Genomic DNA, 24,400 nt, shown 5'->3' with positions numbered 1-24,400 from the left:
TGGTCCCTGCTACACATCAAAGCCATTCGGCCAAGCTTGTCGCGACAACGGCCTCAAGCACGTTCGCACCAGACCATATACGCCTAAAACCAACGGAAAGGCCGAACGCTTCATCCAGACCGCCCTCAGAGAGTGGGCCTACGCCGTCGCCTATCCCAACTCGGACATGCGCGCCGCCGAACTGCCACGATGGCTTCATCGCTACAATTGGCACAGGCCTCACGGAAGTCTAAACTCAAAACCACCAATCACTAGGCTCGCTCTTACCCAGGACAACCTGTTGAGGCTCCACATCTAGTCGCTGCCGGAGAGGATTGAGTGCTAGGTCAGCGGGTCCACTGATCGAGGTTTTTCGCCAGACTCTGCTGTCGTGGGCCAGCAAGTCTTTTGGGGTGGGACGCACTGCCAACAGCTGCTTTTCCGGTGGTCAGCTGACCACAGCTACAACACTCTGAAAAGAAGCGACATTTTCGGGCGCTACTATGGACGGCGCATGACCCGCTCCTCGCGCCACCTCTCACAAGATCGGTTGTGTAGAGATAGGTACCGTCCTGTCGCCGCCATGGGTCGCGGGGTCTTGGCGGTCATTTTTGATCGTACATGACGTTCTAAGGGCATTGGTCATGGTTGCCCGGGTAGAATGGCCGACAGCCCTTCTATGCGGCTGGTGTAGTAAGGTCAGTTGATGCACGGAGCCGATTGAGCGGCTTCGTGTTCGAACGAACAATCGCGGTGTTTGTCACGACTGAAAGGAGACATTGCTTTGTAATCTTAACGGCGGTCTCCGCAGGATGCTTCAGGACGAAGACCTCCCAGGCTTCGAGGACAGTCGAAATTTGCTGGTCGTAAAACGAATGTTTGCAGATCTTCGGCCGTAATCATTCTTGTAGGAAATATAGCTGGCGGCGCGGACAAATGGCTCAATCAAATTGTCGAGCATCCTTGAAAGAACGCCGAAACGCGGACGGATTGTAAAAGAAACAAATACTGTCTGACTGAGTTCCGGCTCGCGCCCGAATTCGTCGTGCAGCCGAGACGGCTTTTTGGTAGCGAGGGGAGCGGCTGTCCTCTGCTTTTACCCGCGCCGCCGAGGGTCATGGCCCGCGCGCCTCTGCGGATCATAATCACCGCGGCTGAAGCCTTCAGCACGTTCCGGGGGAGGGGGCGAGCAGGCGGAGGAAGCCGGCTCCGCGGCGAGGATGTAGGCGCTGAGCTGAAACCGCGGAGCGATAGCGACTAGCGGTCCTGGCGCTACAGATCCCCAAAGGCCGGACCTGACGGCTATGCAGTCGAATAGCGACAAGAAAAGACTCTCTGCCATCGGGCGTCGGATGAACCATGCCCTCAACGGCGAATGAGGCCAAATCGGTGGGCTTCGTCCAGCAGGACCCGCACCGAGGACGGTTGCCAGTTCTTGCCGCTGCGCACAGGCCGTTCTCCCATCTGGTCCAGTTGCGCGGCAATGTCGCGCAGCGACAGGTTGGGATCGGCAATGGCAATTGCCGCCACCAGCTTCATCAGATAGTCTTCGGGAGCCCGGCGAGGGGATCGAGCAAGGAGTTCCTTCTCCGCGAGCTTTTCGCGTACCATGCGATGAACAGCGCGACGAAGGCGTTCGACGGTCCAGTCGTGGCCACGGCGATTGAGAACCCGCACGACATTGTCCCAACTGTGCTGCGGCCGGAGTTGACGCACCATCGGCAGCCACGTCTGCGCCGATGCAATGAGTTCATCGAGATAGAGCTTCTCCCGTGCCTGCGAGATTGCCTTGATCGCCTCCGGCCGTCGTTCTCGCAGACCGGGATTTCCAGGAAGCTTGCCGCGTGCCTTCGCCGCCTTAATGCCGGCTTTGGTACGCTCAGCGATTAGCGCCCGCTCGAGCTGCGCGACGGCGCCGAGGACCTGAAGGGAAAACATGCCCTGCGGGGTCGACGTATCGATTGGATCGCGGATCGACCGGAAATGCACGCCGCGGGCCTCGAGGTCCTCGATCACCGACAAGAGATGACTGACGGATCGGGCCAGTCGATCGAGGCGCACGACAATGAGGACGTCGCCGGCGCTAAGTTCAGCGAGTAATCGCGTCAGCACCGGTCGAGCCCGCGATGCTCCGGAACCATGCTCCTGATGGATCCGATCGCAGCCGGCTGCACGCAGCTCGTCCAACTGGGCATCGTGGACCTGTTCATCCGTCGACACCCGGGCATAACCGATCAGCCGCTTGGGAGATTGTTGGTTGTCAAATGTTTGTGGCTTTGCCATCGCGCTTGTAACGGCCCTGTCTCGAAGTAGTTTGTACAGATAAGGCATGCGTTAGAAATCGAACAGTTGCAAGCGTGTTTTAGGCATCAAATAGCGGCCCGCCAGACTCAAATCGCCGCCCGAGATAAGCAACGGAGCGTCCGCACTGACAAACCCGCGCCAGCGGGCTCCTGTGGCGGAAAGGCCGGAAAAACAACCGTTTTGGAGATGCCGCGAGAGCAGGGGCCCTCGGGAGGTCGCCGGCACATTATGCCGGAAGAAGGGTCGGGATTATGCGGGGCAACTGCGGCGGCCGAATTCTGTCTCGGGGAGTCCGGTCATCCCAGACGAAATCGGCCGAAAAGCCTGGAAAACCGCGCATTTCCTGCGATCCATGGTGACCGACACCCTAATTTGCGGCGTTATAGCAATCACTTCCGATAAGCGGTACTTATCGGTGGCGAGCCGCCACGGGCTCTTTTATAGCATGTGGGGAACCGCAGTGACCTTATAGCTTTCGTTTAAGACATCATTTACCATAATTTCAATGGCTTACGATCTCTCGAAAATCAGCCTGAGTGTCTTAATGCGGCCGGCTTTCGACGCTGTTGTCGCTCTGACGCGTCTGGACGAGCGCATTGAGCGCTCCGTGGTAGGATCAGGCTGGCTAGAACGCCAAAACTTTGCCGACGCCTGCGCCTCGCTGTGGATCGACGGAGAACTCGTCCATCTCGAAGACCTCGTCCTCCACGACGCCACCCGCGATATCCGCACCCCCACTCACGAACTGACCATCGCCCGCGACGTGCTGCGCACTCGCCGACGCATTTGCGGCCAGGCGCCTGACTGGGCGCTATCCGCCGAAGGTTTGCGGACGCTGAGGCAGACATCGGAAACCACGTCGGCCGCCGCGGGCGAGGCGGAGACGGCCGGAGTCATCAGGCCCAAGGCCCCGATCGAGCCAGAAGGGGAGGGTGATGATGGTGATGACGTCAAAGATCTGCCGGGCGTCGACTATGCTGCAATCGATGCGCTGCTCGCGCGCTCGGACGCCGCAATCGAACGAGCCAAAAAGCCCGGTCGGACCCCGGCCAATAACCGCGAGCGAGACCCTCTCGTCTATGATCTCGACTGGGACGAAGATGCTCGGCTCGACGAATGGCGCGGCGCGCTGCGCCAGGCCGAAAACTTGCCGGCCGTGCTGCAGGCGATCGTCGCCCTCGATGCCTGGAATGAGTTGTCGGTGCTGCAGCACGCGCCCTGGCTTGGCCGGCTGTTTGCCGCCTCGATCCTGCGCCAGGCCGGCATCACTACCGGCGCCCATCTTGCCGCCGTCAATCTCGGGCTCAAAACGATACCCGTCGATCGGCGCCGCAGTCGCGATCGGAAGACTCGACTGCTCGCGATTGCCCAGGGGCTGATCGCGGCCGCGGAGATTGGCATGAAAGAACATGACCGGTTGACGCTGGCGCGAAAAATGATGGAGCGAAAGCTGGAGGGACGCCGAACCTCTTCAAAATTGCCAGAACTGGTCGAGCTGGTCATGGCAAAACCGCTGGTCTCTGCCGGGATGGTTGCGAAGACGCTCGACGTCACACCGCAGGCGGCGCGGCGGATTGTTTTGGAGCTTGGCCTCAGGGAGATGACCGGGAGGGGGAGGTTTCGGGCATGGGGAGTGCACTAAGGTCTAAGGTCACCGGGCGATTGTTGGCATTCCGTGCAGGGTCGTGGGCCGCTAGTGTAAGCGACTGAGGCAAAGGGACGATGAGCGTGCGTCTAACAAAGGCAGACGTCATTGAGTGTTTCGAAAAGTGCGATAGATAGTATCGGCTAGCAAGCAAGGCTATCCTAGACCACTATGAACGCAACGACAAGGATTGCTACAAGCGCTGCACAATTGATGACCTGGTTGGGGCATCGAGCTTAAGCCGCTATCACGTTCTCGCTACCCCGCAGATCGTCAGGTACATATTCTTTCCCGGAACCAAAGGAATAGATCCGACTGATAAGTTTTCCGTCCCAGACGAACTTGAAGTGGTTGCCCTGAACGGCCCGATCTAGGACCTCACCCCGAAGTACGCAGACACAAAAGCCGGCACCTCGCTCTGGCGGCCTATAGAGCAGGCCGTCGAAACCGGCATCCATGATATGCCGACCGCGCTTGTATCTCGTGTCAATATCAAGGTCCGGATCCCAATCGCGACCATCAACGAAGCGGCCTTTCACGGTGCGCGACAATTCTCGCATCTCAAGTCCAATCGGTGCCTCGCTAGTGCGAGACAGGAACCTCTCTCGTTTCCAAATGGAAACAGAAAGGGCTGTCTGAATGTCGCTAAATAGTTCTAGCACCGGATTTTCGGGGCCGAAAAACCGCGAGCCCTCCGGGTTGTGATATGTGAATGGGGCATGATTCCAGTTCTGAAGAAGTGGGGCGTTATCATCAACAATCGTAGCTCCACCTCGGAGAATGCGCTCTCGGTCTTTCAGGCGCGGATTGGTTAGGGACTCAATCTCAGCCAGTTCCTTACTCCGACCATTCGCTACCCGCGCAAAAACATCAATCGTCGGAAATCGCGACGGAATGAGAGTAAAGAACGTTTGCTTGACGTCGATCACAGTGAAAGAGTTAGCCGCCACGCTGCGCGTCCACATATTGTCTGACACGGAATATATCCATCACTTGGCCGCCGCGCATAACGTCGAGAGCACTCTGCCCGCGGAAAAACTGGTTAGGTCTTCGGATCCAAGTGTCAGCAGCTCTGCTGTCCGGGAGTAGAATCTCAAGGGCCTTATGGATCGCGAGTAGGTGAGAGACTCGCTCGACGGTGTCTCTTGGAATTGAGCCTCCTTCTTTCTTCCACTTAAAGAAGGTCGATCGGCCAGGCGATCCCAGCAGGAGAAGTTGGTCTTCGGTTGAAAGCTCCCACAACTCCGCAAGTCCTTGAAATGCCTCCATGACTGCCGGAATCGATGATCGCCCTTCGGCCGCTGCGGCGACGGGTTCGATATTAGCCACGCATGAATCTCCCGAAAAGTCCCAATATGGACTTGTATTTCAAATAAGTCCCGATATAGATTAGTCCATATCGGGACTAGAATCGCAGTGTAGTCCACTGACGAATCACGATCAAGAGTCGCCGGAGAACGGAGCGCAGTTATGGTAAAAGACAACAAGAAATTCGAGTTCACTGTCGATGGCGCGATTTATAGCATCGGCGATAAAGTCATGGACGGCAGTCAGATTCGGGAGACCGCGGGCAAAGTGCCTGCGAGCGAGTTTGTCCTCATACAGATCGTTGAGAAATCCGGGCGCTCGATTGGCCTTGAGGATGAGGTGAAGTTCGCCCCGGGTGAAACTGCGGTATTCCGGACTTTCGAAAGCGATCGGGTTTACAACTTCACTGTTGACGAACGCGGTTGGGAGTGGGGCGAGGGAGCAATCGCTGCCGCCGATCTCTATCGTTACGCGGACATTGATGAGGACCGCGAACTGGTCCTCGATAGTGATGGTGACACAATCATCCCGGTCGATGGCAAAATCGATTTGAGCGGTAAGGGCGTCGAGCGCGTCCGTAGCCGCGAACCCAAAACCGTGACAATTAAAGTCAACGGGCGGCCGCGGACCGTTGAGAAGCGTCGCCATAGCTATCGCGAAATCGCCGCGATTGCTTACCCGAATCCCGACTTCGAAAACTTCAACTACACCACGACCTACCTTCATGGGGTCGGTGGTGCAGAGGGTGATCTCGTTGAGGGTGAATCTATCATGGTCAAGAATGGGATGGTGTTCAATGTCCGTCGATCTGATAAGTCGTGACCCGTTTCTGAAGCAACTCGAAGACGAAGGCTTCGAGCTTGAGGTGAGCAACGGTCATTTGATTGTCCGTAGCATTCCTTATGTGACGGTCGATGGCTCCTTGGCCCGCGGCGTCCTCACCTGTGCCCTTTCGCTTGAAGCGTCCTCTGGGTTGACCTCGACGCCGCAGGGCGATCACACCATGTATTTCGCAGGTGGGATGCCATGTCATCGCGATGGAAAGCCGATGAACAATATCGTCAACGGTGCCGTTCAGCAGCGCTTCGCTGATATTGATGTTAGCTATTATTTGTCGTCGAAGCCGGAGATCACTCATCGCTACGAGACTATCTACGACAAGGTAGTAGCTTACGAGGGATTGATCGGCGGTGCCGCGAGATCTTTGGACCGAACGGCTAACGCCAGGACGCATGCCCGCGGGTTGATCTCAAATGACGACAGTCCATTCGCAATTCCTGACTCTGCCTCGGCCCGATACCGTATAGGCGCGGTAAACCGAAAGCTTATGGGACGGGTCGCCATCATAGGCCTTGGCGGGACCGGGTCCTACCTGCTCGACCTTCTTGCCAAGACATGGGTCACGGAGATCCACCTGTATGACGGGGATCAGCTTCTTAATCACAATTTGTTCCGGTCGCCTGGCTCGCCTGAAAGGGAATTGCTCAAGGAGTTCCCTTTCAAGGTGAACTACTACACGCAGGTTTACGCGCGTATTCACAAGGGCATCGTTTCCCACCCGGTCCGCGTTACATATGGCAATGTTGACGAGCTCTCGGGCTTCGACTTCGTCTTTGTCTGCATCGATAAGGGCTCGTCGCGGCGCGAAATCGCTGAGGGACTGGTCCGGTTGGCGATCCCGTTTATCGACACCGGGATCGGCGTTGGCCTGGAGGATGGCAGGCTGGACGGATGCGCGAGGGCGACGTTCATCCGCCCAGGCACCGACTGGAGCGAGGTCGAGAGGCTGCTTCCCTTCGGCGATGACGTAGAAGATGACGATGTCTACCGAACGGATATCCAGATCGCGGCCATCAACTCGCTAAACGCAATCATGGCCATCATGCGCTGGCAGCGGTGGGCGGACTATTTTCGTGATGAGCGTAATGAGATGAATTCGGTTTACATGATCGAGGGGAACAATATCTCGAACAGGGCTGCGATATGACGCGGATTAAAAGGCTGAGAACAGTCTTCACAGCGGAGATACCTGAAACTCTCGACGACGGGGTTTTGTATGTTTCGCGGGAGTGTCGCGTCGCACTCCACAATTGCGCGTGCGGGTGCGGTGAGGAAGTATCGACGCCTCTGGTCGCGACCGAATACAAGTTAACTATGCACGGCGACAACGCATCGCTCTGGCCATCGATCGGCAATCACGACTTTGCCTGTGCTTCGCACTACGTCATCGATCAAGGGATGATAGTTTGGGCCAACAAGATGTCACGGGCTGCAATCGAGGCCGGCCGAGAGAAGGATCGGCTTCTTAAGCGACCGCCCGCGCCTTCCCCTATTGCAGAAACGATGGGACCAACAGCCGGAGGTCTATTTGGCTGGTTCAAGTCCATCTTCCGAAAGTTCTTCAACTGACAGGCGGCGGACGCAGGCGAACAAAGACCTGCGTCCTTCTGACATTTAGTGGCTTGCGGTGACGGGAAGGCGGAAAGTTCTCGCTCGGGCTACCCAATCGGTCCACCGTCGGGCTCCAGTGATAATGACTCGCGTCGAGAGCCGGCATAGTGCAATCTGGGGTAGGGGGAATCAGGGGTAGGACATGCATCTCATCTTCGGCTTGGCAGCAGATGGTCGAGTTTATCCCGACGCGCACGACGCATCCGGAAGTTTGGATGAGGATGTCGTTGGACCCTTGGGTCTGGTTCAGACGCTTGAAACCCAGCTAGGAATGCTTGCACCGAGCGTTTCGAAGGCGGTGCGCATTTCGACTTATCTCGCAAAGCTCCGTGCTTGCGGTGGCGATCGTTTCTGGGCCTCGTCATTTTCGAGGGATCCCTGGTCTACGGCCGCCACCCTCCTTGAGTGGCGCGATACGCTGGTGGGCGGTGGCTGGCACGGTACCGCGACCGGTAGCAATCGCCTAGACGATCTCGCTGCCGCAGAGGCAGTCGAGCCAACATTGCCGGCGGGCTTGGAAGATCGCGCCATAGCTTTGCTCGACGTCCTTAAGACAAGGCCTGGCCTAAGAATTCACCAACTCGGTTTGGCAGACCGGCGGGATCTTTTGCCGCCACTGTGGGCACGCATTGTTAAGGCTCTCGAATCCGTCGGGGTCACGATCTTCCAACACGAGCAGCCCGACCTGGCGGCAGAGGGCTCTGACCTGCGCATAGTGCAGAGGGTTCTATCAGGGGAGCCCGTCCAGCCACTGGCAGGCGACGGCACTCTTACAATGGTGGAAGCCGATACGGAGCTCATGGCTGCTGAAACGATCGCCGACTGGTTAGCAGCCTTGCCGTCGGAGGACCTGCGCGGAAGCGTCATTCTCGCTTCCGACGGCGATACGGCGCTCCTGGACCATGCTTTGCGGGCGAGGGGCATTCCAGCCCTCGGGCTCTCCGCCTCATCACCCTGGCGTGGAGCACTGCAGGTTCTTCCTCTGGCTTTCGCCGCCGCGTGGCAGCCGTTCGATCCCCGCGCGCTATTAAACCTCTTTCTCCTTCCCAGGCCACCTGTTGCGGCCTGGGCCGCGCGTCGGCTCGCACGCGCGCTCAGCGAAGAGCCGGGGGTCGGTGGCCGCGTCTGGCGCGAAGCATGGGTCCAAATCGAGGATCGCCTGCTCGAAATCAATACGCGATCCGACGCGGATACAGCGCGCCGTAAAACCGACACGACGCTTGCGGAATGGCGCGCATGGACGGAGGTCGGGCGCTTTGCGAGAGGCGAGGGGATGCCACTGTCGGAGGCGTTGGCGATCTGCGGGAGAGTGGCCGCTTGGGCGATGCGTTCGGACGGTGGCGATGGCGACCGCTTGCTGATGGCAGTTTCGAATGCTGCGGCTGCTGTGTCTGACGCCCTGAGCCGCCTGGAGCTTTCGGTCATTCCCGCCCTCCTTCTCGAGCGGGTTGTCTTGCAAGTCCTGTCGGAGGGCGTTCCCAATCCGGACCATTTTGCGGAAGCTGGTGCTGTTCGTGCCATCAAGGCGCCAGGAGCATTGTGGTCCTCGGCCCTGCGTGTCATCTGGTGGAACTTTGTCGGTCCTGGCGAAAAGATTGCCATCACACCATGGGACAATGCCGAGCGTGAAGCGCTCATTGCCAATGGAGTGGAGATCGATGCTTCACCAGCGATTGCGCGTCGGATCGAGGCCGCCCATAGCAGTGTCATCCGGCGTTGCCACGGAAACCTCATTCTCGTGCGCCCAGCGCTTGCGCGCGACGCGCAGACGACCCTTCATCCAATGGCGCATCGTTTGCGGCCTCTGCTGAAAGAAAGCGGGGCGGCGATCACCTTCAAGGCGGAACGGCTGCTGCGTGAACCCGATGCCATGCTCGCCGGCAGGATACTTCCTCGCCAGCTTGTTGGACGGCAAGTGCAGCCGCCAGCAGGGGTTCCAGTCTGGACAATACCGCCGGGAACGACACGCCTTACCGACACCCGTCGTGAGAGCGCGACTTCGCTGACACGGATGTTGAACTGTCAATTGAGCTGGTTCGCCCAGGATATTCTCAATCTTCGGCCGGGTCGTTTTGCAGAAATCCCAGGCACCGACCAGCTCTTCGGAAATCTCGCCCACGAGATCGCCCGCCGGCTGCTCCTTCCGGGCGCACCACCGGCCGAAGCCGGTATCAGGACGGAAGCAATCAGGCATTTCGAAAGCCTGCTTCCCGAGATCGCAGCTCCGCTCCTCCAGCCCGAACATGCCGGAGAACTCGCGGCCGCTCGCGAAATGGTGCCACGTGCCTTGGAGGCGCTTGTTCGCCTGCTCCATGCTCAAGGTCTGGAGATCGTCGGGTCGGAGCTCGATCGGGAAGGTATCCAGGGGCAGCTCCTGCTTCAGGGCAGACTCGACCTCCTGGTTCGTCGCGGCGACCGGATCGCAGTTCTGGACCTCAAATGGACCCGCTCCGAACGGCGATATAGGGAGGAAGTCGCGTCCGGGCGTGCCATCCAGCTAGCCATCTATCGCGGGCTTTCGGCCAGCGACGGGACGGGTGCTCCGGGAGGCTATTTTCTGCTGCGCCAGCGACGCATAGTAGCGGGTCCGGGCTCCATTCTGACCGGCAATCCTATTGAAGCGGATATAGATGACCTCGCTACGCTTGGCCATGTGAAAAACGATTGGCGTCTCTGGCACGATCTCACCACGAAGGGGACTCTGATTGCGGCCGGCTTCCCCGATACAGGTGATCTGCGACCTGCTGGGCTTGCGATTGATGCAGCGAAAGAACCCTGCCGCTTCTGCAATTTGCGCGGCCTCTGTCGCGTCTACGAGGAGCTTGTTTGATGTCGCGACTGACGACCATTACCGCCGCCGCTGGCGCCGGAAAGACGACGAGGATCGTCAATGACATCGCCGACGAGGTTCTGGTGCGTACGCCCGAACAGATCCTTGCGACGACGTTCACCATCAAGGCGGCGGATGAACTTGTCGAACGCGCCCGTGCCAAACTATTTGAGCAAGGCAAGGCGGACGCAGCTGCCCAGTTGCTCGGTGCGCGCTTCGGCACTGTCAACGCCGTTTGCAGCCAAATCGTCAGCGAATTTGTCATCGACCTGGGGCGCTCGCCGTCGACCGCTGTCATCGGTGAATCCAACATGTCGCTGGTGTTCAGCGTGGCCGCGGACGGTGCAATCGCCGCACGTGCCGAGGTCCTGAACGAACTCGCGGACCACTTCGGCTACAATGATCCTCGTGCGCCGGGGACGGGAGAACCGCCTGACTGGCGCCGGACTGTGCGCAGTATCGCGACCCTCGCGCGGGCAAATGGAATTGAGGCTGACCAGTTAGCCTCGTCGGCGCAGCGATCAATTGAGGCCTTTCTGGCATGCTTTCCACCTCCCGCGGCAGACGCCGCGGACCTCGACGCAGCACTGGCCAACGCGTTGAAGGATGCCTTCGAAATGCGCCCGGCCATCGTGAGCAGCACGGGAGCGGATTCGGTCGAGACGATCAGGGCGGCGCATGAACGCATTTTACGCGGCGAAACGCTCAGTTGGTCGACTTGGGCGCGTTTGACCAAGGTGAAATGCGCGCCCACCAAGGACGGACAGCCTTATAATCAGGCGTTGATCCATCTTATCGCCGCGGCGGGGCGGCACAGCGAGCATCCGCGGCTCCGGTTCGAATGCGAGCAGTTCATCACGGAGACGTTTCATTGCGCCGCCGAGGCGTTGACCGCTTACCAGGATTAGAAGGCCGAGCGTGGGCTATTGGATTTTACGGATCAGGAAGCTCTCGCGCTAGAGATCCTCAAAACACCTCACCTGGCCGCAAGGCTCAAGGAACGTGTCAGCCGTGTCTTCGTCGATGAGTTCCAGGATTCGAGTCCCTTGCAGCTTGCCGTGTTCACACTTCTTGGGGAGCTGGTCGACGAGAGCACCTGGGTTGGTGATCCGAAGCAGGCCATCTACGGCTTTCGCGGCGCCGACACCGAGCTGACCCAGGCTGCGTTTCTCGGCGCTGGGGGGAAGCCCGAGGACAATCCGGTCCTGTCCAAATCATGGCGAAGCCGCAAAAGCCTGGTCGATCTCTTCAATGCCATGTTTACGCCGGTCTTCGAACGGATGGGACTGCCGGCGGCGAAGCACGCGTTTTCGGATGCGGCGCGATCCGACGCTGGCTTTGACAAGCCTTCAGCAGGATGGTGGTGGCTGATGGGCAAAGTCGACGAGCAGGCACAAGCCCTCGCGGAGGGAATCCGGCAATGTCTGGCCGAAGCCGACAACTGGCTTGTCGAAGACGACAAGCACGATCACAGGCCAATCACGCCAGGTGACATCGCCATTCTCTGCCGTTCCAATACCGATGTCGGACGTTTTGCCCTCGCCCTTAGCCGTGCTGGACTTCCGGTGGCAGTTGAACGATCGGGACTTGCGCGTACACCCCATGTGGAATTCGTGCTCGCCGCTTGTCGGCGCGTGGCTGACGCGACGGATCGCCTTGCCCTCGCGGAGCTCGCCCGCTTCTTCGCTGATGATGCCGGTTCCAATGCATGGCTGCAGGCTGCTACCTCTGATGATGCCGACGCAGCGCTCCGGGCAGCCGTGCCGATATCGGATGCGCTTGATAGGCTCGCAGGTCAATTGCTCAATTTCACGCCGGCCGAACTGGTCGACGCCGTACTCGCGTTGCCAGCACTGTTGAGCCATATCGAGAGCTGGGGCGATACCGCGATGCGCTTCGACGACCTCGAGGCGTTGCGCGGTTTCTCACGCGCCTATGAGGAAGAGTGCGCTGCATCCGGCTCGCCTGCGACCCTGCAGGGGCTGCTGCTTGCGCTCGACGGAGCGGAGCCGAAGCGCCCCCCAAGCCTTGCCAGTGATGCGATCCAGGTCATGACCTATCACGGATCGAAAGGCCTTGAATGGCCAATGACGATCTTGACCGGACTTGCCTGGGAATCGAAGGCGCGGCTGTTCGAGCCGGTCGCCGAGACGACCGGCGAGCTTGATTGGCGCAACCCTCTGGCGGAGCGGTGGATTCGCTTCTGGCCGTGGCCGTATGGTCAGAGTGGAAAAGGCGGCACGATCGATGTTGAGGTAGCGAACTCAGAGACGGGGCGGCGTGCTTTGCAACGCGCTGTCGAGGAAGACACCAGGCTTCTCTATGTTGGCGCCACGCGAGCCCGCGACTATCTGATCTTTGCTCCGCCGGCGAAAGGCCCGCTCAATTGGCTGAGCCTGCTCAATGCGCCGGAGGCCGCAGCGCATGTCGTTCCTCCCCAGAACGACGATAACCAGCTTGGGGTTGGGAACCAGAATTTCACAGTCAATGTGAAGGCGCTTGCGACGAGTGGCGAATTGACGGAGCGTGGCAGGCTGCCCACCTACGTGCGAGCGCGAACGACCGAGCCGCAGGTCCGTCCGCCCTTGTTTCTGAAACCAAGCGAGGCGGTAGGTGGAAGCTGGAAGGTCGTCGAAAGGGTTGACCTTGGCGGAAGGCTCCCGATACACGGGATCGCCGACATTGCAGCGCTAGGCGAAGCGCTCCATTCCATCATCGGCTATGATGATCCAGACCGCGACCGAAGTCAGCGCCTTGCCGACGCGTCGTCTATCCTGACGCGTTGGAACGTGATTGGCTTCAAAGCAGATGATGCGCTTATCGCCAGTGACCGACTAGCAACCTGGCGCCGCGGCCGATGGCCGGTGACCAGGTGCATTGCTGAAGTGCCCGTCACGTCACCCGCAGCCGATCAGCTTCTCAAGGGCCGTATTGATATGCTGGTCGAAACCGGGATTGATTTCGCTATTATCGACCACAAGAGCTTTCCCGGCCGTTTCGAGCTTTGGGAAGAACGAGCCGTTGGCCACGCGCCGCAACTTGCTGCCTATGCAGGTGCGGTGGAATCAATCACCGGACGGCGTTGCTCTGAACTCTGGATCCATATGCCCGTAGTTGGCACAATGTTCCGATTGGCTCCAGTGACGCGCGATCCCTGAAACATAAGCCATGGCCGCCGGCGCAACGCCGGCCAATCTCCTCGAAAGTGTTGAGGTTAAGGTGCAGCAACTTAACGACGTTTTTTGTCAGGCTACGGCTTCCATCGGAGGCCTCTACTTTCATCTACCAGTCCATGGAAGCGATCCCAAATTTCGCGAACGCGTATATTGCTATGAATTATATCACCAACTTCGGCAGATCTGGCCGTCGGACACTGCGTTCGTGTTGAACGGTGAAGTAGACAAACAAGGACACGCTCTGATCAAGGCAACCGGCGCCCGTCTCGCGTCGCCGGATCTGCTTGTTCACATCCCCGGATCGATGGACAACAATCATGCCATCATTGAGGTGAAACCTGGTTCTGCGCGGCTTGGCGGCATATGTAAGGATATTCTAACGCTATCTGAATACTGTCGCCTCGTAGGCTACCATCGCGCTATTTACCTGTTCTATGGCGAACTTCCAGAACGTCTGATCACCCAAGCGATCGAGATTGTCACAAAAGTCAACGGGCCGATCACTCCCATAGAGTTGTGGTTCCACCCTCAACCCGGAACACCGGCCGAGCTAGTCGGCACATTGATTCACGGTGACTCTGCGTCCAAGGGCTTTTGAAATGCCTGGGCGCGCTAACGCGTAGGGGAGTTGACTAATCTTGTCCTGAAAGGGAACAAGCAGATTATCACACGGGGCTTTATGCATGAACAAACAGATCGATCCGCAAGACCGAAACATTAAATCTCTTTTCCAAGACTTTTACCGCGTTCCCGATTATCAGCGGGAGTACGTTTGGGGTGAGACGGACCCTCGCGGTGAGGGTGGCGAAGAGGTCGAACAATTTCTGAGCGACATCTACAGCGAGTACCAGAATGCCAGTAAGAACGACGCGCCTGAGTATTTCATCGGGACCGTTGTTGTTTGTCGCGAGGCCGGCGATGTTTTCGACCTCATCGACGGTCAGCAGCGAACTACAACCGCCTATCTCACATTATGCGCGCTCCGCGATAAGCTGGTCGCTTTAAAGGCAGATGTTCCAGAGGAACTTCCCGGACAGATAATTTACAGCTCCACCAACTGGCAGGGCGAGACAACGCAAAGTCTAAGGCTCGACCTTCAATACGAAGATGCGGGCGACGTCCTAAGAAGGTATGCGGAAGGTGCAGGCACCGACGCCCCCAGCGATGGAACGAGGTCAATCCGAAATCTCTACAATGCATATCTGACAATCAAGGAATTTATTGAGACCACGCTTAAAAACGATCCAGCCGAAGTACGCCGTTTCTACGGCTACTTCACCAACAAGGTGAAGATCATCCGGATCGAAACTCCGACCGTAGCCGTGGCGTTGAAAATATTTGAGACGATCAATGATCGTGGCGTCGGCCTCGACGCCATGGACTTGCTCAAGAACCTCCTTTTCATGAACGCAAAAGGTGAGGAGTTTAGCAAGCTGAAAGCTGTGTGGAAACAGCTCACCGATGCTATCTATCAGGCGAACGAAAAGCCGCTACGGTTCTTGAGGTACTATCTGCTTGCGGCGCATGACGTAGACGGAAGGCTTCGTGAAGACGCGATCTACGATTGGTTTCGGAAGAACGCGGAGCAAACCAATCACGAAAAAAAACCGCTCGCTTTTGCCGGAAAGCTGCTTGACGCTGCCAAGGCGTATGCTCACTTCGCGAAGGGACAGAACGTCGCTGGCGAAGAAGAGGCAGGAATCATCAACACCCGTCTGCTCGGAGGAAAGTCCATAAAGCAGCACTTTATTCTCCTGCTTGCTGGTCGCTCCCTGTCCCCTGCGAATTTCAGCAAACTTGCCGACGATCTGGAGAAAACCATGTTCGTTTGGCTACTGACCGGCACGTCAGGTAAAGAGTATGAGAGACGTATTATCGAAGCTGCGCATCAGCTCAACAAAATCTCTGATGCGCAGCTTGAACTGTTTTTGGAGAAAACCTTGCGTGCCGAGCGTCAAACGCTGGCCCTTGAATTCCGGAGGACGTTGCTTGGTTTGAAGACCTGGCAGCTCCGCGGCTTCCGTCTCCGCTATCTACTGGCAAAGCTCACGCAGTATATCGACCTGCAGGCATACGGCTCGAGTGCATCGCGCGACCGCCTGTCCGACTACACGGCCGGCGGCAACGACATTGAGCACATCTTGGCATCGAATGCTTCTTTCGAGGCTATGGAAGAGTTTGGCGAGGGTGCCGCCGATATTCATATTCGCCAGTGTCTCGGCAACCTGTTACTCATCGAGAAAGCGATCAACAGGGCGCTTCAGAACGGCCGGTATTCCGGAAAAATCGTAGCGTATGAGCAGTCGAAATTTCTGCTAACGAAGTGTCAGGCGGATGCTGCAGCGCACGAGGTGGGCAAGGACGACAGGATTACGGCAACCGTGCGCAAGCTTGAAAGCTGGCAAACTTGGAATGCGGTAGCTGTCACAGAGCGTCAGGAGTTTCTGAGTAAACTGGCGGAGGTCGTCTGGGATATCCCAATGCCTTCAGCATCAAGCAACTGACAAGGAGTACCAGCGGCTGCACGAAGGGTTATGCGCGGACTACCTGACACGACTAAGGTGCTGAGCCAGCGCAGGTAACCACATGCGATAAAGCGCTTCGAGCCCCACCTGCAGTGCGGGCCGGCCCGTCAAAAACGTCCGGGTTGAATATCGCTCCGTGGGACTCTGTATGGAAATCGTTAGGGCTGCTTGATTACAGGCCGCATCTCTATCGAGATCTGCAGATCTCGACCGTCACGCCAAGACCGGTTGGTCCGTCTCCGGGCCCAAAGGGTGCCTGGTCTCCAATTCCAAGATCAGCCGTTCGTTTCAGTAATCTCTGTCTGTTTCTATAGGTTCATTACGCCCGTATGCTTCCGTCAGTGAATGGCAGTTTGTTCAGCCAGATGGAACCCTTGAGGTCCCGCCTAGTCATTGGTCTCCATTGCGCACTCATTCGAGTCACCCAGCGTGGATGTTGGTTTGATTCCTCGTCCCGAAATAGCGCCTGCTTAGGCTAAATCGATTGGATGCGCGGTAATCAAAATAGGTGGTAGGCCGTCTCCGTGATCATTCCAAACCGTCCTAATGCAATAACTGCGGCCATTCGGCATCCCGACAAAGCAGTCAACGACTAGCTTCATTCCGAAGGCATGTTTCTCTACTGAAGCGACAGGATTGCAAGCAGCGTGCTCTCGCATCGTTTCCTTAAATGACTCAATGTCTTCACGTTTGTGGCCAACGCCTTCAAAAAATTTGGCCTTCGCTGCTCCTATTGAATGGTTGTTGTTGAGAAGGTAGTCAGCGACCTTATTGTCGGCAATGCGAAGGTCTTGGGGGTTCTCAATCCACGATTGCTCGCCCAATGGCTGCCAAGGCGGGGTGTCATGCATCGATCGGCTCCAGATCACTCCCGAAGACCGTTACTGTCAAAGCCGGGGCAAGCGAAACCTCAACCTCGTATGCATCTCGCGACGGATAGCTATCGACGATGACTCCTTCTGTGCCTGCGGGAATATCGATTCTCGCGGCCGTGAAAGCACGCCGCAGCCTGACTAGGGAATGTGCGGCAAACCGATGGCCCGCTGTCCTACGGATAATGTCCTCAATCTGATGGGGCGCGAACGCTACGTCCCAATCCCAGCGACCGAAGCCACCTGAAGCATTGATTGCCCCGATCCACTCGTCGAGCGCGAGCCTTTTTGCCTTGTCCTGAGGGCTGTCAGTGCCCTTGACTTCCAGCGCCAGCATCGTCCCACCTGTGAGGCGCACAAGGAAGTCCGGAACATAGCGTCGCCGCGAACCCGCCCACATGTAGTAGATCTGGAAGCCGAGATGATCGTTCTTGGCATAAGCGATGACGTCGTCGCGCTTCTCGAAGATGTTCGCTGCATGTCCCTCCCAGGATGAATCCCCAACCAGGTGGCTGATATGCGACTTGGTTGTCGGAAAGCACGGCTTGGTGGTGTACCAGGTCCGCATCTGGCCGGTGGCGCCGATCGGGTTTTCCTCGTCGAACACCGGCGTCAGACGTTCCGTGTTCTGCTCTGTCACGTTGCTCAGCACATGCTGAACGACGAGGTCGATGTTGAGTGCGATCAGAATCCGCCGCCGAAGCGGGTCGGAGTGGAACAGCGACGGGATGTCGAGGCGGTCGGAGTTGAGGAACGCCTCAACGATCTTGACCAGCTGCGCTGCGAGATACTCGTAGTTACCCGAAAAACCGTGGCTGAGTTCGGCGAAGGCCTTCCGTGCTGCCTGAAAGACGAGACGTTGCAGACGAAAGCCGTCAGGCAGTTTCTCGAGGTCGATGGCTGTCACCTTGCCCATGTCGGTCGCGCCGCCGAGCGCGGGGGCCAATTCCGCGCTGATTGGCGTGCTGGCAGGGTCGAGCACGAGCGGTGTTACCTTGCCCCAGTCCATGGCAAGTTGTGGTCTCACGACCGTTTCAACCCGCAGCACGTTCGGCCAGCGAAGTTCCAGGTGGGCCCGCTCGGGCAGGACTTCGATCTGAGTGGTCGGTTTCGGAGGCGGTGGAGCTTCCCCGCCTTCGCCTGTTTCCGAAATGGAAAGCGGCACACCGAAAACGTTGACGTATTCGGGCAGGAACAGGCCATTCTCGTCCGTGTCATAGGACACCCGACGCAATCCGCGCCCGACGACCTGTTCGCAGAGCAGCTGCGAGGTGAAGGCCCGGAGACCCATGATGTGCGTGACGTTCTTGGCGTCCCATCCCTCCGACAGCATCGCAACCGATATGACGTTCTGCAGATCCTGTCCGGCCCCATCCCGCTTTCCGACGTTGTCCACGATCTCACGCAGCAGTTCTTCCTTCTTCAGGGCGCGGAACTGCTGGCGGCGGGTCTCGGGGATGGTCGCAGCGTCGATGATTGCCTTCAGCCGCGCCTCGTAATCCTTGTCGGAGGTCGCGGTCTCGCCGATCTCAGCCTTCTCCAGCACCTTGGAATCGACCCGGAGCGTTCGGGTCGGTGCGTGCAATTCCGGCCAGTGCGCATCGCCCTTGTTGAAATAGGTCTCGATGCGGGCTGCGGTTTCGGTGCGGTTGCAGACCGTCAGCATGACCGGCGGGGAATGATGCCCGGCCTCCTGCCATTGCGCCCGAGTTTCCCGCCAGTCGGCGCCGAGCAGCGTATAGGCGTCCTGGACCAGCTTCGGCAGCGCTTCATGCGCTTCGGCCTTGCGGTTCAGATCTTCGGAAACGGTCGGGTCGCGGTAAATGTGGTAGAGTTTCGAGCGCAGCGTCTTAGCATCCGGAACCGCATCGTCCCTGACCACCACGCGCGGGGTCTTCACCAGCCCGGCCTCGATCGCGTCGTTTAGGCCGAAATCCGAGATGATCCAGTCGAACAGCGCAGTATCGGTGCTCTTCTTACCCGTCGGCGCGAAGGGCGTTGCCGACAGGTCGAAGCAGCGCTGGATGCGCCGGGTCTTGTGGATGCGGTCGAGCCCCTCGATCCAGCGCGTTGCCTCGTCGAGGTCGATGCCATGCTCCTCGGCATGCTTCTTGCTGATCTTCACCTCGGGCGGCTTGCGATAGGCGTGGTGTGCCTCGTCGTTGATGACGATGATGTCCTTGTGCGCCGCCAGCTTGCCCAGCACGCGCCGTGTGAAGGCTTCGTCGGATTCGCGCCCCTTCTTCACCACCGAGCGGTCCGCTTCCTTCAGCGGCATTAGCGTGTGCCAGTTCTCGATCATCACCTCCGCCTGGTTCAGTTTCTGGCGCAGGGCCTCGGACGGGCACAGGTTGAACTCGTCGTAATAGCTGCCCTCGCTGGGCAATAGCACCTGCAGCCGTTCCTTCACGGTTAGGCCGGGCGCCACGATGAACACCGCACGGCTGAAATCCTTGTTCCGCTTCGGATAGGTCAGCGCGTTCAGCACCTGCCAGGTGATGATCATCGCCATCACCGTGGTCTTTCCCGCGCCCGTCGCCATCTTGTTGCAGAGACGCTCCCATACTCCGCCATCGCCGGGGATCGCGATGCCCTGCTTGTAGCCTGCCGCACCCTCGACCCACCAGATCAGCGTCTCGATGGCCTCAAGCTGGCAGAAATAGAACGGATGCTGTCGCGCTTCGTGGTCGTGCCAGTGCTCCAACAGCTTGCGGGTGACGATGGTCACGCCGGGCCAGCCGTCTTCGCGCCACTGATCCACGCGGATGCGGATCGTGTTCACCAGATCCAGCACCTCTGTGCGTTTGGTGTTGTTGCGCGCGTCAAAGACCTCGTAGCTTGCCGGCCGCCGCTCGGGCTTGATCTCCAGCTTGCCGCCCTTGGCCTCGACCCAATGCTGCGCCGGGCAAACGAAGGGCGAATTGATGATGAGGGACATGGGCTTATCCCTCCAGCGACATGATCTTGAGCGACTCGATCCCGCGGTCGTCCACGATCTTGACCGCGATGCGTCGGTTCTCGCCCGCTTCGAAGGGCAGCGAGACGGTGCCGTGGAACTGCTCCAGCAGGTCTTCGTCCAGCTCTGCCCTCACGGTTTTGCGCAGGCGGTTCCAGCCGCCCTTCGCATCCGCTATCGGGAAGAACACCTGATGCGGCATCAAGGATCGGTTGTCGTAATCCACGTCAAGCGACCACATGGCGATCTGCTTGGTGCCGCCCGAGACCAGATCGCCCTTGCGCGGATCGAAATAGTCGAAACCGTTGACCTGAACCTCCCACAGCCCGTCCTTGCGCTTGCGCAGGTCCACATCGGGCTGGCCCATCAGCCAGAAGGACTGGTTGGAACTGCGGCCCTTCTTCAAGTCTTCGGTCAAAAGGTCGGTGTTCATCTGCGCCTTGAGCAGCGTTACGCCCGGCCAGTTCACCTCGGCGATGTCTTTCGCAGCCTCAGGGTCAAAGGTGAAGGCGCAGAATAGGATGAATTTCGGCGACGGGCGCAGGGTCTCGGCTTCGGTCAGCGCCAGTTCCACCTGCCGCTGCTCCAGCGCCGCGTGCTCGGGGCCGAAGCTGACGACGACGCGTTCGCCCGTCTCGGCCAGCAATCCGCTGGCGTGTATGTGTTTCAGCCCCGGCAGCGTCTCGAATTCGGCGAAGCGGAGCATGGCGCCGCCCTTGCCACGCACGCCGGTCTTCAGCAGTTCGTCGCGCCAGAGCGCTTGGCGCGACGTCTCGCCGGAGCGGGCGACGGTTTCGTCGGCCTCTTGTGGGGGCAAGCTGTCGTCCAGCGACAGGACGGTAGGCGCCGGCACCGCCTCGACTGAGAATGGCCCGCAGATGCGCAATTTGGATTTGTCGATGCGCGGCTTGTCGTAAAGCGTTTCCTGCTCGGCGTGGTCACTTATGCTCTGGTCCATGCGGCGCAGCATCGCCTGCCGGGCTTTGTGGAAGCTTTCGAAGGGCGCACGGGCTGTATCGGGCCATGCGTCGGGCCAGTCTAACGGCACTTCCCATTCGTGCAGGGTGTCACCTTTGGCGAAGTCTACTGGCTCACCCTTGCGCACGCCTTGGCTGGGCTTGAGTGGCTTTGGTGGAGTGGCGGCCAGCGCACTGATCAGATCGGCCAGCGCCGCGGCGATTTTGGGATGGTCTTCATCAAATATCTTGTCGATATCCGTATTGCTGCCAATCGACCCCAGGCTAATGCGCTTTGCAGTTTCATGATCAAATCCGCCCTTCAATCCTTCGTGCGGGTATTTTAGAATGTAGTAGTCAAAGCTGGCAGTCATCAGCCGCTGCTTTGCGAGCGTGATGGCAATACGTGAGGTATCGCAAGTGATCCAGCGGCGCCCCCATTTTTCAGCTGTAAACGCCGTAGTTCCGGAGCCGCAGGTAATATCTAACACTAGATCACCTGGATCTGTCGTCATCAATATGCAGCGCTCTACAATGCGGGTGTTGGTTTCGACGACGTATTGCATGTTGGATGCGCCACCAAACCCAAGCCAAACTGAGTGAAACACCTTGTATTCGAAATCAGTCGCAAATTTCTTCAAACGAAGCGACGTAGTTTTCGGAACTATCCGCCCAGCTTTAGCCGCGCGATCAAGTCCTTCGATCGGCACCTTCCAATGTTCATTCGCGCCGCACGGCCAGCTCTTTCCCATGAAATTGTATGGGCAGGTGGTCGTACTTCTGAAGCCATCCGATTTCAGCGGGTCTTCAGAATAGTCGCCATCCATATCCGGCTTTTTTTCATAGAGAGTTCGGTACTTCAGGCGATCTTTGTTCTTCGCGTAAAACAACAGGATGTCGCAAACCTTTCCGAGGTGGCTGCCAGTCACAGATCCTGTTTTCGAGAATGATATCTGCGAGACAAAATTTGTAACGCCGAATATTTCGTCAAGCACTCCCCTGACCAAATGTACATTCTCATCAGATATCTGCACGAAGACTGCTCCACTATCGTTCAGCAGCTCTCTTGCCAATATTAAGCGGTCACGCAAATAGGTGAGGTATGAATGGATGCCGAGTTCCCACGTGTCCCGAAAGGCCTTGATCATCTCGGGTTCTTGGTTGAGGTCCTCATCTTTATCCGAGTCTGACAGCTTTCTTTTGTTCGTGAAGGGCTGGAAGTTTGATCCGTATTTGATGCCATAGGGCGGATCGATGTAGATCATCTGCACCTTGCCGCGCATGCTCTCCTTGGCCAGAAGCGAGTTCATGACCAGAAGGCTGTCGCCCGCCACCAGCCGGTTCGACCAGCCCTTTTCATGGTGATAGAAATCCAGTGCTTGGCGCAGCGGCAGGTTCTCGAACGGTGCGGCGAACAGGTCCGGCTGCCGCCACTGGGTCGGCGCATCCTTGCCCTTCAGCCGCTTCGCCGCATTGGCGAGGATCGTCGCCGGGTCCACCCGTTCATGGACATGGAGCGAGACGGTATCGACCTCGAAGCTCAATCGCTCTGCCTTGCCAGTCCAGTTCAAATAGGGCGCCTGCAGCCGCTTCAGTTCCCGCAGCGCGTCCTCCATCCGCTCGGGATCTTCGCTGGCCAGCGCGTCGTCGATCAGCTTCTCGATTCCCGCGCGCGCAGAGTCAAAATTCAGCACCGGGTCGAGATGCGGGTCATAGGCCCAGACCGTCTTGTCGCCATCTGGATCTGTACCGGCATGGACCATCCCGACCTCGGGGTTGTTCACCCGCGTCTCGCCGTGGCGGTAGGACAGCACCTCCACGAGCCCGTCCGCCCTGCGCGCGACCTTCTTCCCGGCCTTGGCCCTTCGCTGACGCGAGGCGGCCTCTTCGGTGTGGATCAGTTCGAACTGGTCGTCCTCGTCACTCTCATCCTCGTCTAGGTCGTCTTTATCATCGTCCGGTTCATCCGTGACACGGAAGATCGACCCGCCACGTCCCTGGCCACTCCCCAGCACGCCCTCATCGATCAGCGCATCGCGCGCGGCGATGTAGTCGTCTTCGGCAAGGTCCGGCATGTGCTCGCGCAGCAGCGCAAGCATCGCCCCGTTGCCAATGGTGGAGCCATCTTCGGGTGTCAGGGACAGGATTAGATTGGAAATATCGGACATGGGGCCAGGAACTCATAAACGGTCTTGTTCTTCATTACCTATCGCGCCGGTTGTCCGTTTGCACCTAGGAATTCTATTTCCTGATGCCCGACTGAAGATCATAAAGCGAGCAAGTATGCGAATGGTCGCTTCGGCGAAGCTCTAGCGCAGCATCGAGGGTTGTCGCAAATGGCCCCTGAGGAGCGTGAGCGAGCCGCTCTCAACGCGGAACGTTTGCTTTACCCGCTGCACTCCAACAAACGGCCTGACAGGTTGCGGTCCCCTTCCGGACAGCCCATAGCAGACCAGATGCTTGATCTGGCTGATTTATTTACCGCCTTGCATCCGAAATTCTGGCGGGTCGTTGGTTCATATCCCTTCAAGGCGTCTATCTTGAACCTCATCCAATTCATTTCGTGGACATGGGTTTGGGTTTTGGTTGGTACAGGCGCCGTTTGACGAGCGCAAAGCGTTGCGGAGATCCTTGTCCACCACCGCAAGATCGAGCCATTCCGGATCGAAGTAGCCGCCGCACCACCGGATAGTTTCAGTATATTCCGGATCTTCCTTGTCGGCGATGATCTCCAGGAAGCGCTCATAGCCGGAAACGCCGCCAACATCTTCGGGTGGCCGCGCCCTTTCGCCAGCAATGCAGCTTCCCTGTTTTGGCGAAGGCGCGAGTGTCAGGAATTCCTCGACCGCAACGGTGTGCCGCCAGCCATCCCCGAAATCATAGTTATAGCTGAAGACAGAACCTTCTTCAAAGTCCAGCAAGCGAACCTCTGTCTGATCGAAGACGCGAGGATCGTCGTCGGTCGCGTCCTCTGTGAGGACCTCGATATCACCATAGCGTAGACCACCAATCCGAAACTCGTAGAGATGATAGTTCCACCAGTTGAAGGCAGCCTGAATTCCGAGATGCAGGTGCTGAAGATTCCAGTCGATGGGCAGGACTAACCGACGCCAGACTTGCGGCTGGATCTCGTCGATGGAAACTTTGATCTGCACGGCGTTTGCGGGCTTGAACATGACAGGAATGAACAAGGTCGCAAGGAGATCGTCAAGAAGGTCGCTCGACGATATGGCTGGGATCGGCACGCTCCTGGCAGCAACCTGCCGGCTTGTGCAGGCGTCGATGCTCACTATCTCTGGTATGGGCCTGAATTGGAGCATCGCCATGGATCAAAGCGCGGCCGATATGGTGTCGAAGGTGTGCATCGAAATTCTTCCGCCGGAACGGGAAGACACCTG

Annotated in this window: 17 protein-coding genes and 1 pseudogene; 11 read left to right on the top strand and 7 right to left on the bottom strand. The window is 58.3% G+C overall.

Annotation, left to right across the window (positions count from 1 at the left end; genetic code table 11):
• On the top strand, positions 1 to 298 hold a 298-nt coding region (locus PH551_RS28295), incomplete at its 5' end, for an integrase core domain-containing protein (protein WP_285194367.1).
• A 1,046-nt stretch (positions 299 to 1,344) separates the two neighbouring features.
• On the opposite strand, the gene PH551_RS28290 is transcribed toward PH551_RS28295, so the two are convergent.
• On the bottom strand, positions 1,345 to 2,262 hold the full coding sequence (locus PH551_RS28290) for a recombinase family protein (protein WP_008534020.1): 918 nt from the start codon (positions 2,260 to 2,262) through the stop codon (positions 1,345 to 1,347).
• Between the two features lie 517 nt (positions 2,263 to 2,779).
• Here PH551_RS28290 and PH551_RS28285 point away from each other — a divergent pair.
• Complete coding sequence (locus PH551_RS28285; protein ID WP_026188831.1) at positions 2,780 to 3,925, top strand: RHE_PE00001 family protein; 1,146 nt, start codon at positions 2,780 to 2,782, stop codon at positions 3,923 to 3,925.
• A 239-nt stretch (positions 3,926 to 4,164) separates the two neighbouring features.
• On the opposite strand, the gene PH551_RS28280 is transcribed toward PH551_RS28285, so the two are convergent.
• Complete coding sequence (locus tag PH551_RS28280; RefSeq protein ID WP_237358602.1) at positions 4,165 to 4,905, bottom strand: RES family NAD+ phosphorylase; 741 nt, start codon at positions 4,903 to 4,905, stop codon at positions 4,165 to 4,167.
• Positions 4,868 to 5,197: an MbcA/ParS/Xre antitoxin family protein gene (locus PH551_RS28275; RefSeq protein ID WP_010034430.1), complete on the bottom strand. Its 330-nt coding sequence runs from the start codon at positions 5,195 to 5,197 to the stop codon at positions 4,868 to 4,870. Before PH551_RS28275 ends, PH551_RS28280 begins: the two co-directional genes overlap by 38 nt.
• 201 nt (positions 5,198 to 5,398) lie before the next feature.
• On the opposite strand from PH551_RS28275, the gene PH551_RS28270 reads away from it, so the two are divergent.
• From PH551_RS28270 to PH551_RS28235, 9 genes and pseudogenes are all read left to right on the top strand, one after another.
• On the top strand, positions 5,399 to 6,058 hold the full coding sequence (locus PH551_RS28270; RefSeq protein WP_004680484.1) for a multiubiquitin domain-containing protein: 660 nt from the start codon (positions 5,399 to 5,401) through the stop codon (positions 6,056 to 6,058).
• Positions 6,033 to 7,223, top strand: coding sequence for a ThiF family adenylyltransferase (locus PH551_RS28265; RefSeq protein ID WP_004680483.1), 1,191 nt, complete (start codon positions 6,033 to 6,035; stop codon positions 7,221 to 7,223). Before PH551_RS28270 ends, PH551_RS28265 begins: the two co-directional genes overlap by 26 nt.
• The gene (locus tag PH551_RS28260; RefSeq protein WP_010034424.1) at positions 7,220 to 7,645 is read left to right on the top strand and encodes a ubiquitination-like system serine protease family protein; all 426 of its coding nucleotides are present in this window, start codon (positions 7,220 to 7,222) and stop codon (positions 7,643 to 7,645) included. The genes PH551_RS28265 and PH551_RS28260 overlap by 4 nt, the downstream gene beginning before the upstream one ends.
• A gap of 841 nt (positions 7,646 to 8,486) precedes the next feature.
• Positions 8,487 to 10,517 (top strand): PD-(D/E)XK nuclease family protein, encoded by a 2,031-nt coding sequence (locus PH551_RS28255; RefSeq protein ID WP_245268306.1) that lies wholly within the window; start codon positions 8,487 to 8,489, stop codon positions 10,515 to 10,517.
• On the top strand, positions 10,517 to 11,425 hold the full coding sequence (locus PH551_RS28250; RefSeq protein ID WP_285195925.1) for a UvrD-helicase domain-containing protein: 909 nt from the start codon (positions 10,517 to 10,519) through the stop codon (positions 11,423 to 11,425). Before PH551_RS28255 ends, PH551_RS28250 begins: the two co-directional genes overlap by 1 nt.
• A 15-nt stretch (positions 11,426 to 11,440) precedes the next feature.
• Positions 11,441 to 11,662, top strand: a pseudogene (locus PH551_RS32945) (UvrD-helicase domain-containing protein); the annotation flags it as partial.
• A gap of 111 nt (positions 11,663 to 11,773) precedes the next feature.
• The gene (locus PH551_RS28245) at positions 11,774 to 13,675 is read left to right on the top strand and encodes a 3'-5' exonuclease (RefSeq protein WP_350223866.1); all 1,902 of its coding nucleotides are present in this window, start codon (positions 11,774 to 11,776) and stop codon (positions 13,673 to 13,675) included.
• Positions 13,676 to 13,685: 10 nt separating this feature from the next.
• Positions 13,686 to 14,291 carry a hypothetical protein gene (locus tag PH551_RS28240; RefSeq protein ID WP_004680479.1) on the top strand — a complete coding sequence of 202 codons (606 nt, stop codon included), beginning with the start codon at positions 13,686 to 13,688 and terminating at the stop codon, positions 14,289 to 14,291.
• A gap of 85 nt (positions 14,292 to 14,376) precedes the next feature.
• Positions 14,377 to 16,197 carry a DUF262 domain-containing protein gene (locus PH551_RS28235; protein ID WP_004680478.1) on the top strand — a complete coding sequence of 607 codons (1,821 nt, stop codon included), beginning with the start codon at positions 14,377 to 14,379 and terminating at the stop codon, positions 16,195 to 16,197.
• A 491-nt stretch (positions 16,198 to 16,688) separates the two neighbouring features.
• On the opposite strand, the gene PH551_RS28230 is transcribed toward PH551_RS28235, so the two are convergent.
• The 4 genes from PH551_RS28230 to PH551_RS28215 form a co-directional block, all read right to left on the bottom strand.
• On the bottom strand, positions 16,689 to 17,069 hold the full coding sequence (locus PH551_RS28230; protein WP_004680477.1) for a DUF6883 domain-containing protein: 381 nt from the start codon (positions 17,067 to 17,069) through the stop codon (positions 16,689 to 16,691).
• Complete coding sequence (locus PH551_RS28225) at positions 17,062 to 20,028, bottom strand: BPTD_3080 family restriction endonuclease (RefSeq protein ID WP_004680476.1); 2,967 nt, start codon at positions 20,026 to 20,028, stop codon at positions 17,062 to 17,064. Before PH551_RS28225 ends, PH551_RS28230 begins: the two co-directional genes overlap by 8 nt.
• A 4-nt stretch (positions 20,029 to 20,032) precedes the next feature.
• Positions 20,033 to 23,170 carry a site-specific DNA-methyltransferase gene (locus tag PH551_RS28220; protein ID WP_004680475.1) on the bottom strand — a complete coding sequence of 1,046 codons (3,138 nt, stop codon included), beginning with the start codon at positions 23,168 to 23,170 and terminating at the stop codon, positions 20,033 to 20,035.
• Between the two features lie 348 nt (positions 23,171 to 23,518).
• A complete protein-coding gene (locus PH551_RS28215) occupies positions 23,519 to 24,292 on the bottom strand; it encodes a plasmid pRiA4b ORF-3 family protein (RefSeq protein ID WP_244414447.1) in 774 nt (257 codons plus the stop codon).
• Positions 24,293 to 24,400: the final 108 nt, after the last annotated feature.

This window comes from Rhizobium atlanticum, assembly GCF_030182485.1.
Taxonomy (GTDB): Bacteria; Pseudomonadota; Alphaproteobacteria; order Rhizobiales; family Rhizobiaceae; genus Rhizobium.
Note: the sequence above shows the minus strand (reverse complement) of the source record. Positions and strands in the feature narration are given on the sequence as shown.

Bases quoted from the DNA above. Each gene is read 5' to 3' on its own strand.
- PH551_RS28290 (WP_008534020.1), bottom strand. From the start codon at position 2,262: ATGGCAAAGCCACAAACATTTGACAACCAACAATCTCCCAAGCGGCTG.
- PH551_RS28275 (WP_010034430.1), bottom strand. From the start codon at position 5,197: ATGGAGGCATTTCAAGGACTTGCGGAGTTGTGGGAGCTTTCAACCGAA.
- PH551_RS28270 (WP_004680484.1), top strand. From the start codon at position 5,399: ATGGTAAAAGACAACAAGAAATTCGAGTTCACTGTCGATGGCGCGATT.
- PH551_RS28265 (WP_004680483.1), top strand. From the start codon at position 6,033: ATGTCCGTCGATCTGATAAGTCGTGACCCGTTTCTGAAGCAACTCGAA.
- PH551_RS28260 (WP_010034424.1), top strand. From the start codon at position 7,220: ATGACGCGGATTAAAAGGCTGAGAACAGTCTTCACAGCGGAGATACCT.
- PH551_RS28255 (WP_245268306.1), top strand. From the start codon at position 8,487: ATGGCTGCTGAAACGATCGCCGACTGGTTAGCAGCCTTGCCGTCGGAG.
- PH551_RS28250 (WP_285195925.1), top strand. From the start codon at position 10,517: ATGTCGCGACTGACGACCATTACCGCCGCCGCTGGCGCCGGAAAGACG.
- PH551_RS28245 (WP_350223866.1), top strand. From the start codon at position 11,774: ATGTTTACGCCGGTCTTCGAACGGATGGGACTGCCGGCGGCGAAGCAC.
- PH551_RS28240 (WP_004680479.1), top strand. From the start codon at position 13,686: ATGGCCGCCGGCGCAACGCCGGCCAATCTCCTCGAAAGTGTTGAGGTT.
- PH551_RS28235 (WP_004680478.1), top strand. From the start codon at position 14,377: ATGAACAAACAGATCGATCCGCAAGACCGAAACATTAAATCTCTTTTC.
- PH551_RS28230 (WP_004680477.1), bottom strand. From the start codon at position 17,069: ATGCATGACACCCCGCCTTGGCAGCCATTGGGCGAGCAATCGTGGATT.
- PH551_RS28225 (WP_004680476.1), bottom strand. From the start codon at position 20,028: ATGTCCCTCATCATCAATTCGCCCTTCGTTTGCCCGGCGCAGCATTGG.
- PH551_RS28220 (WP_004680475.1), bottom strand. From the start codon at position 23,170: ATGTCCGATATTTCCAATCTAATCCTGTCCCTGACACCCGAAGATGGC.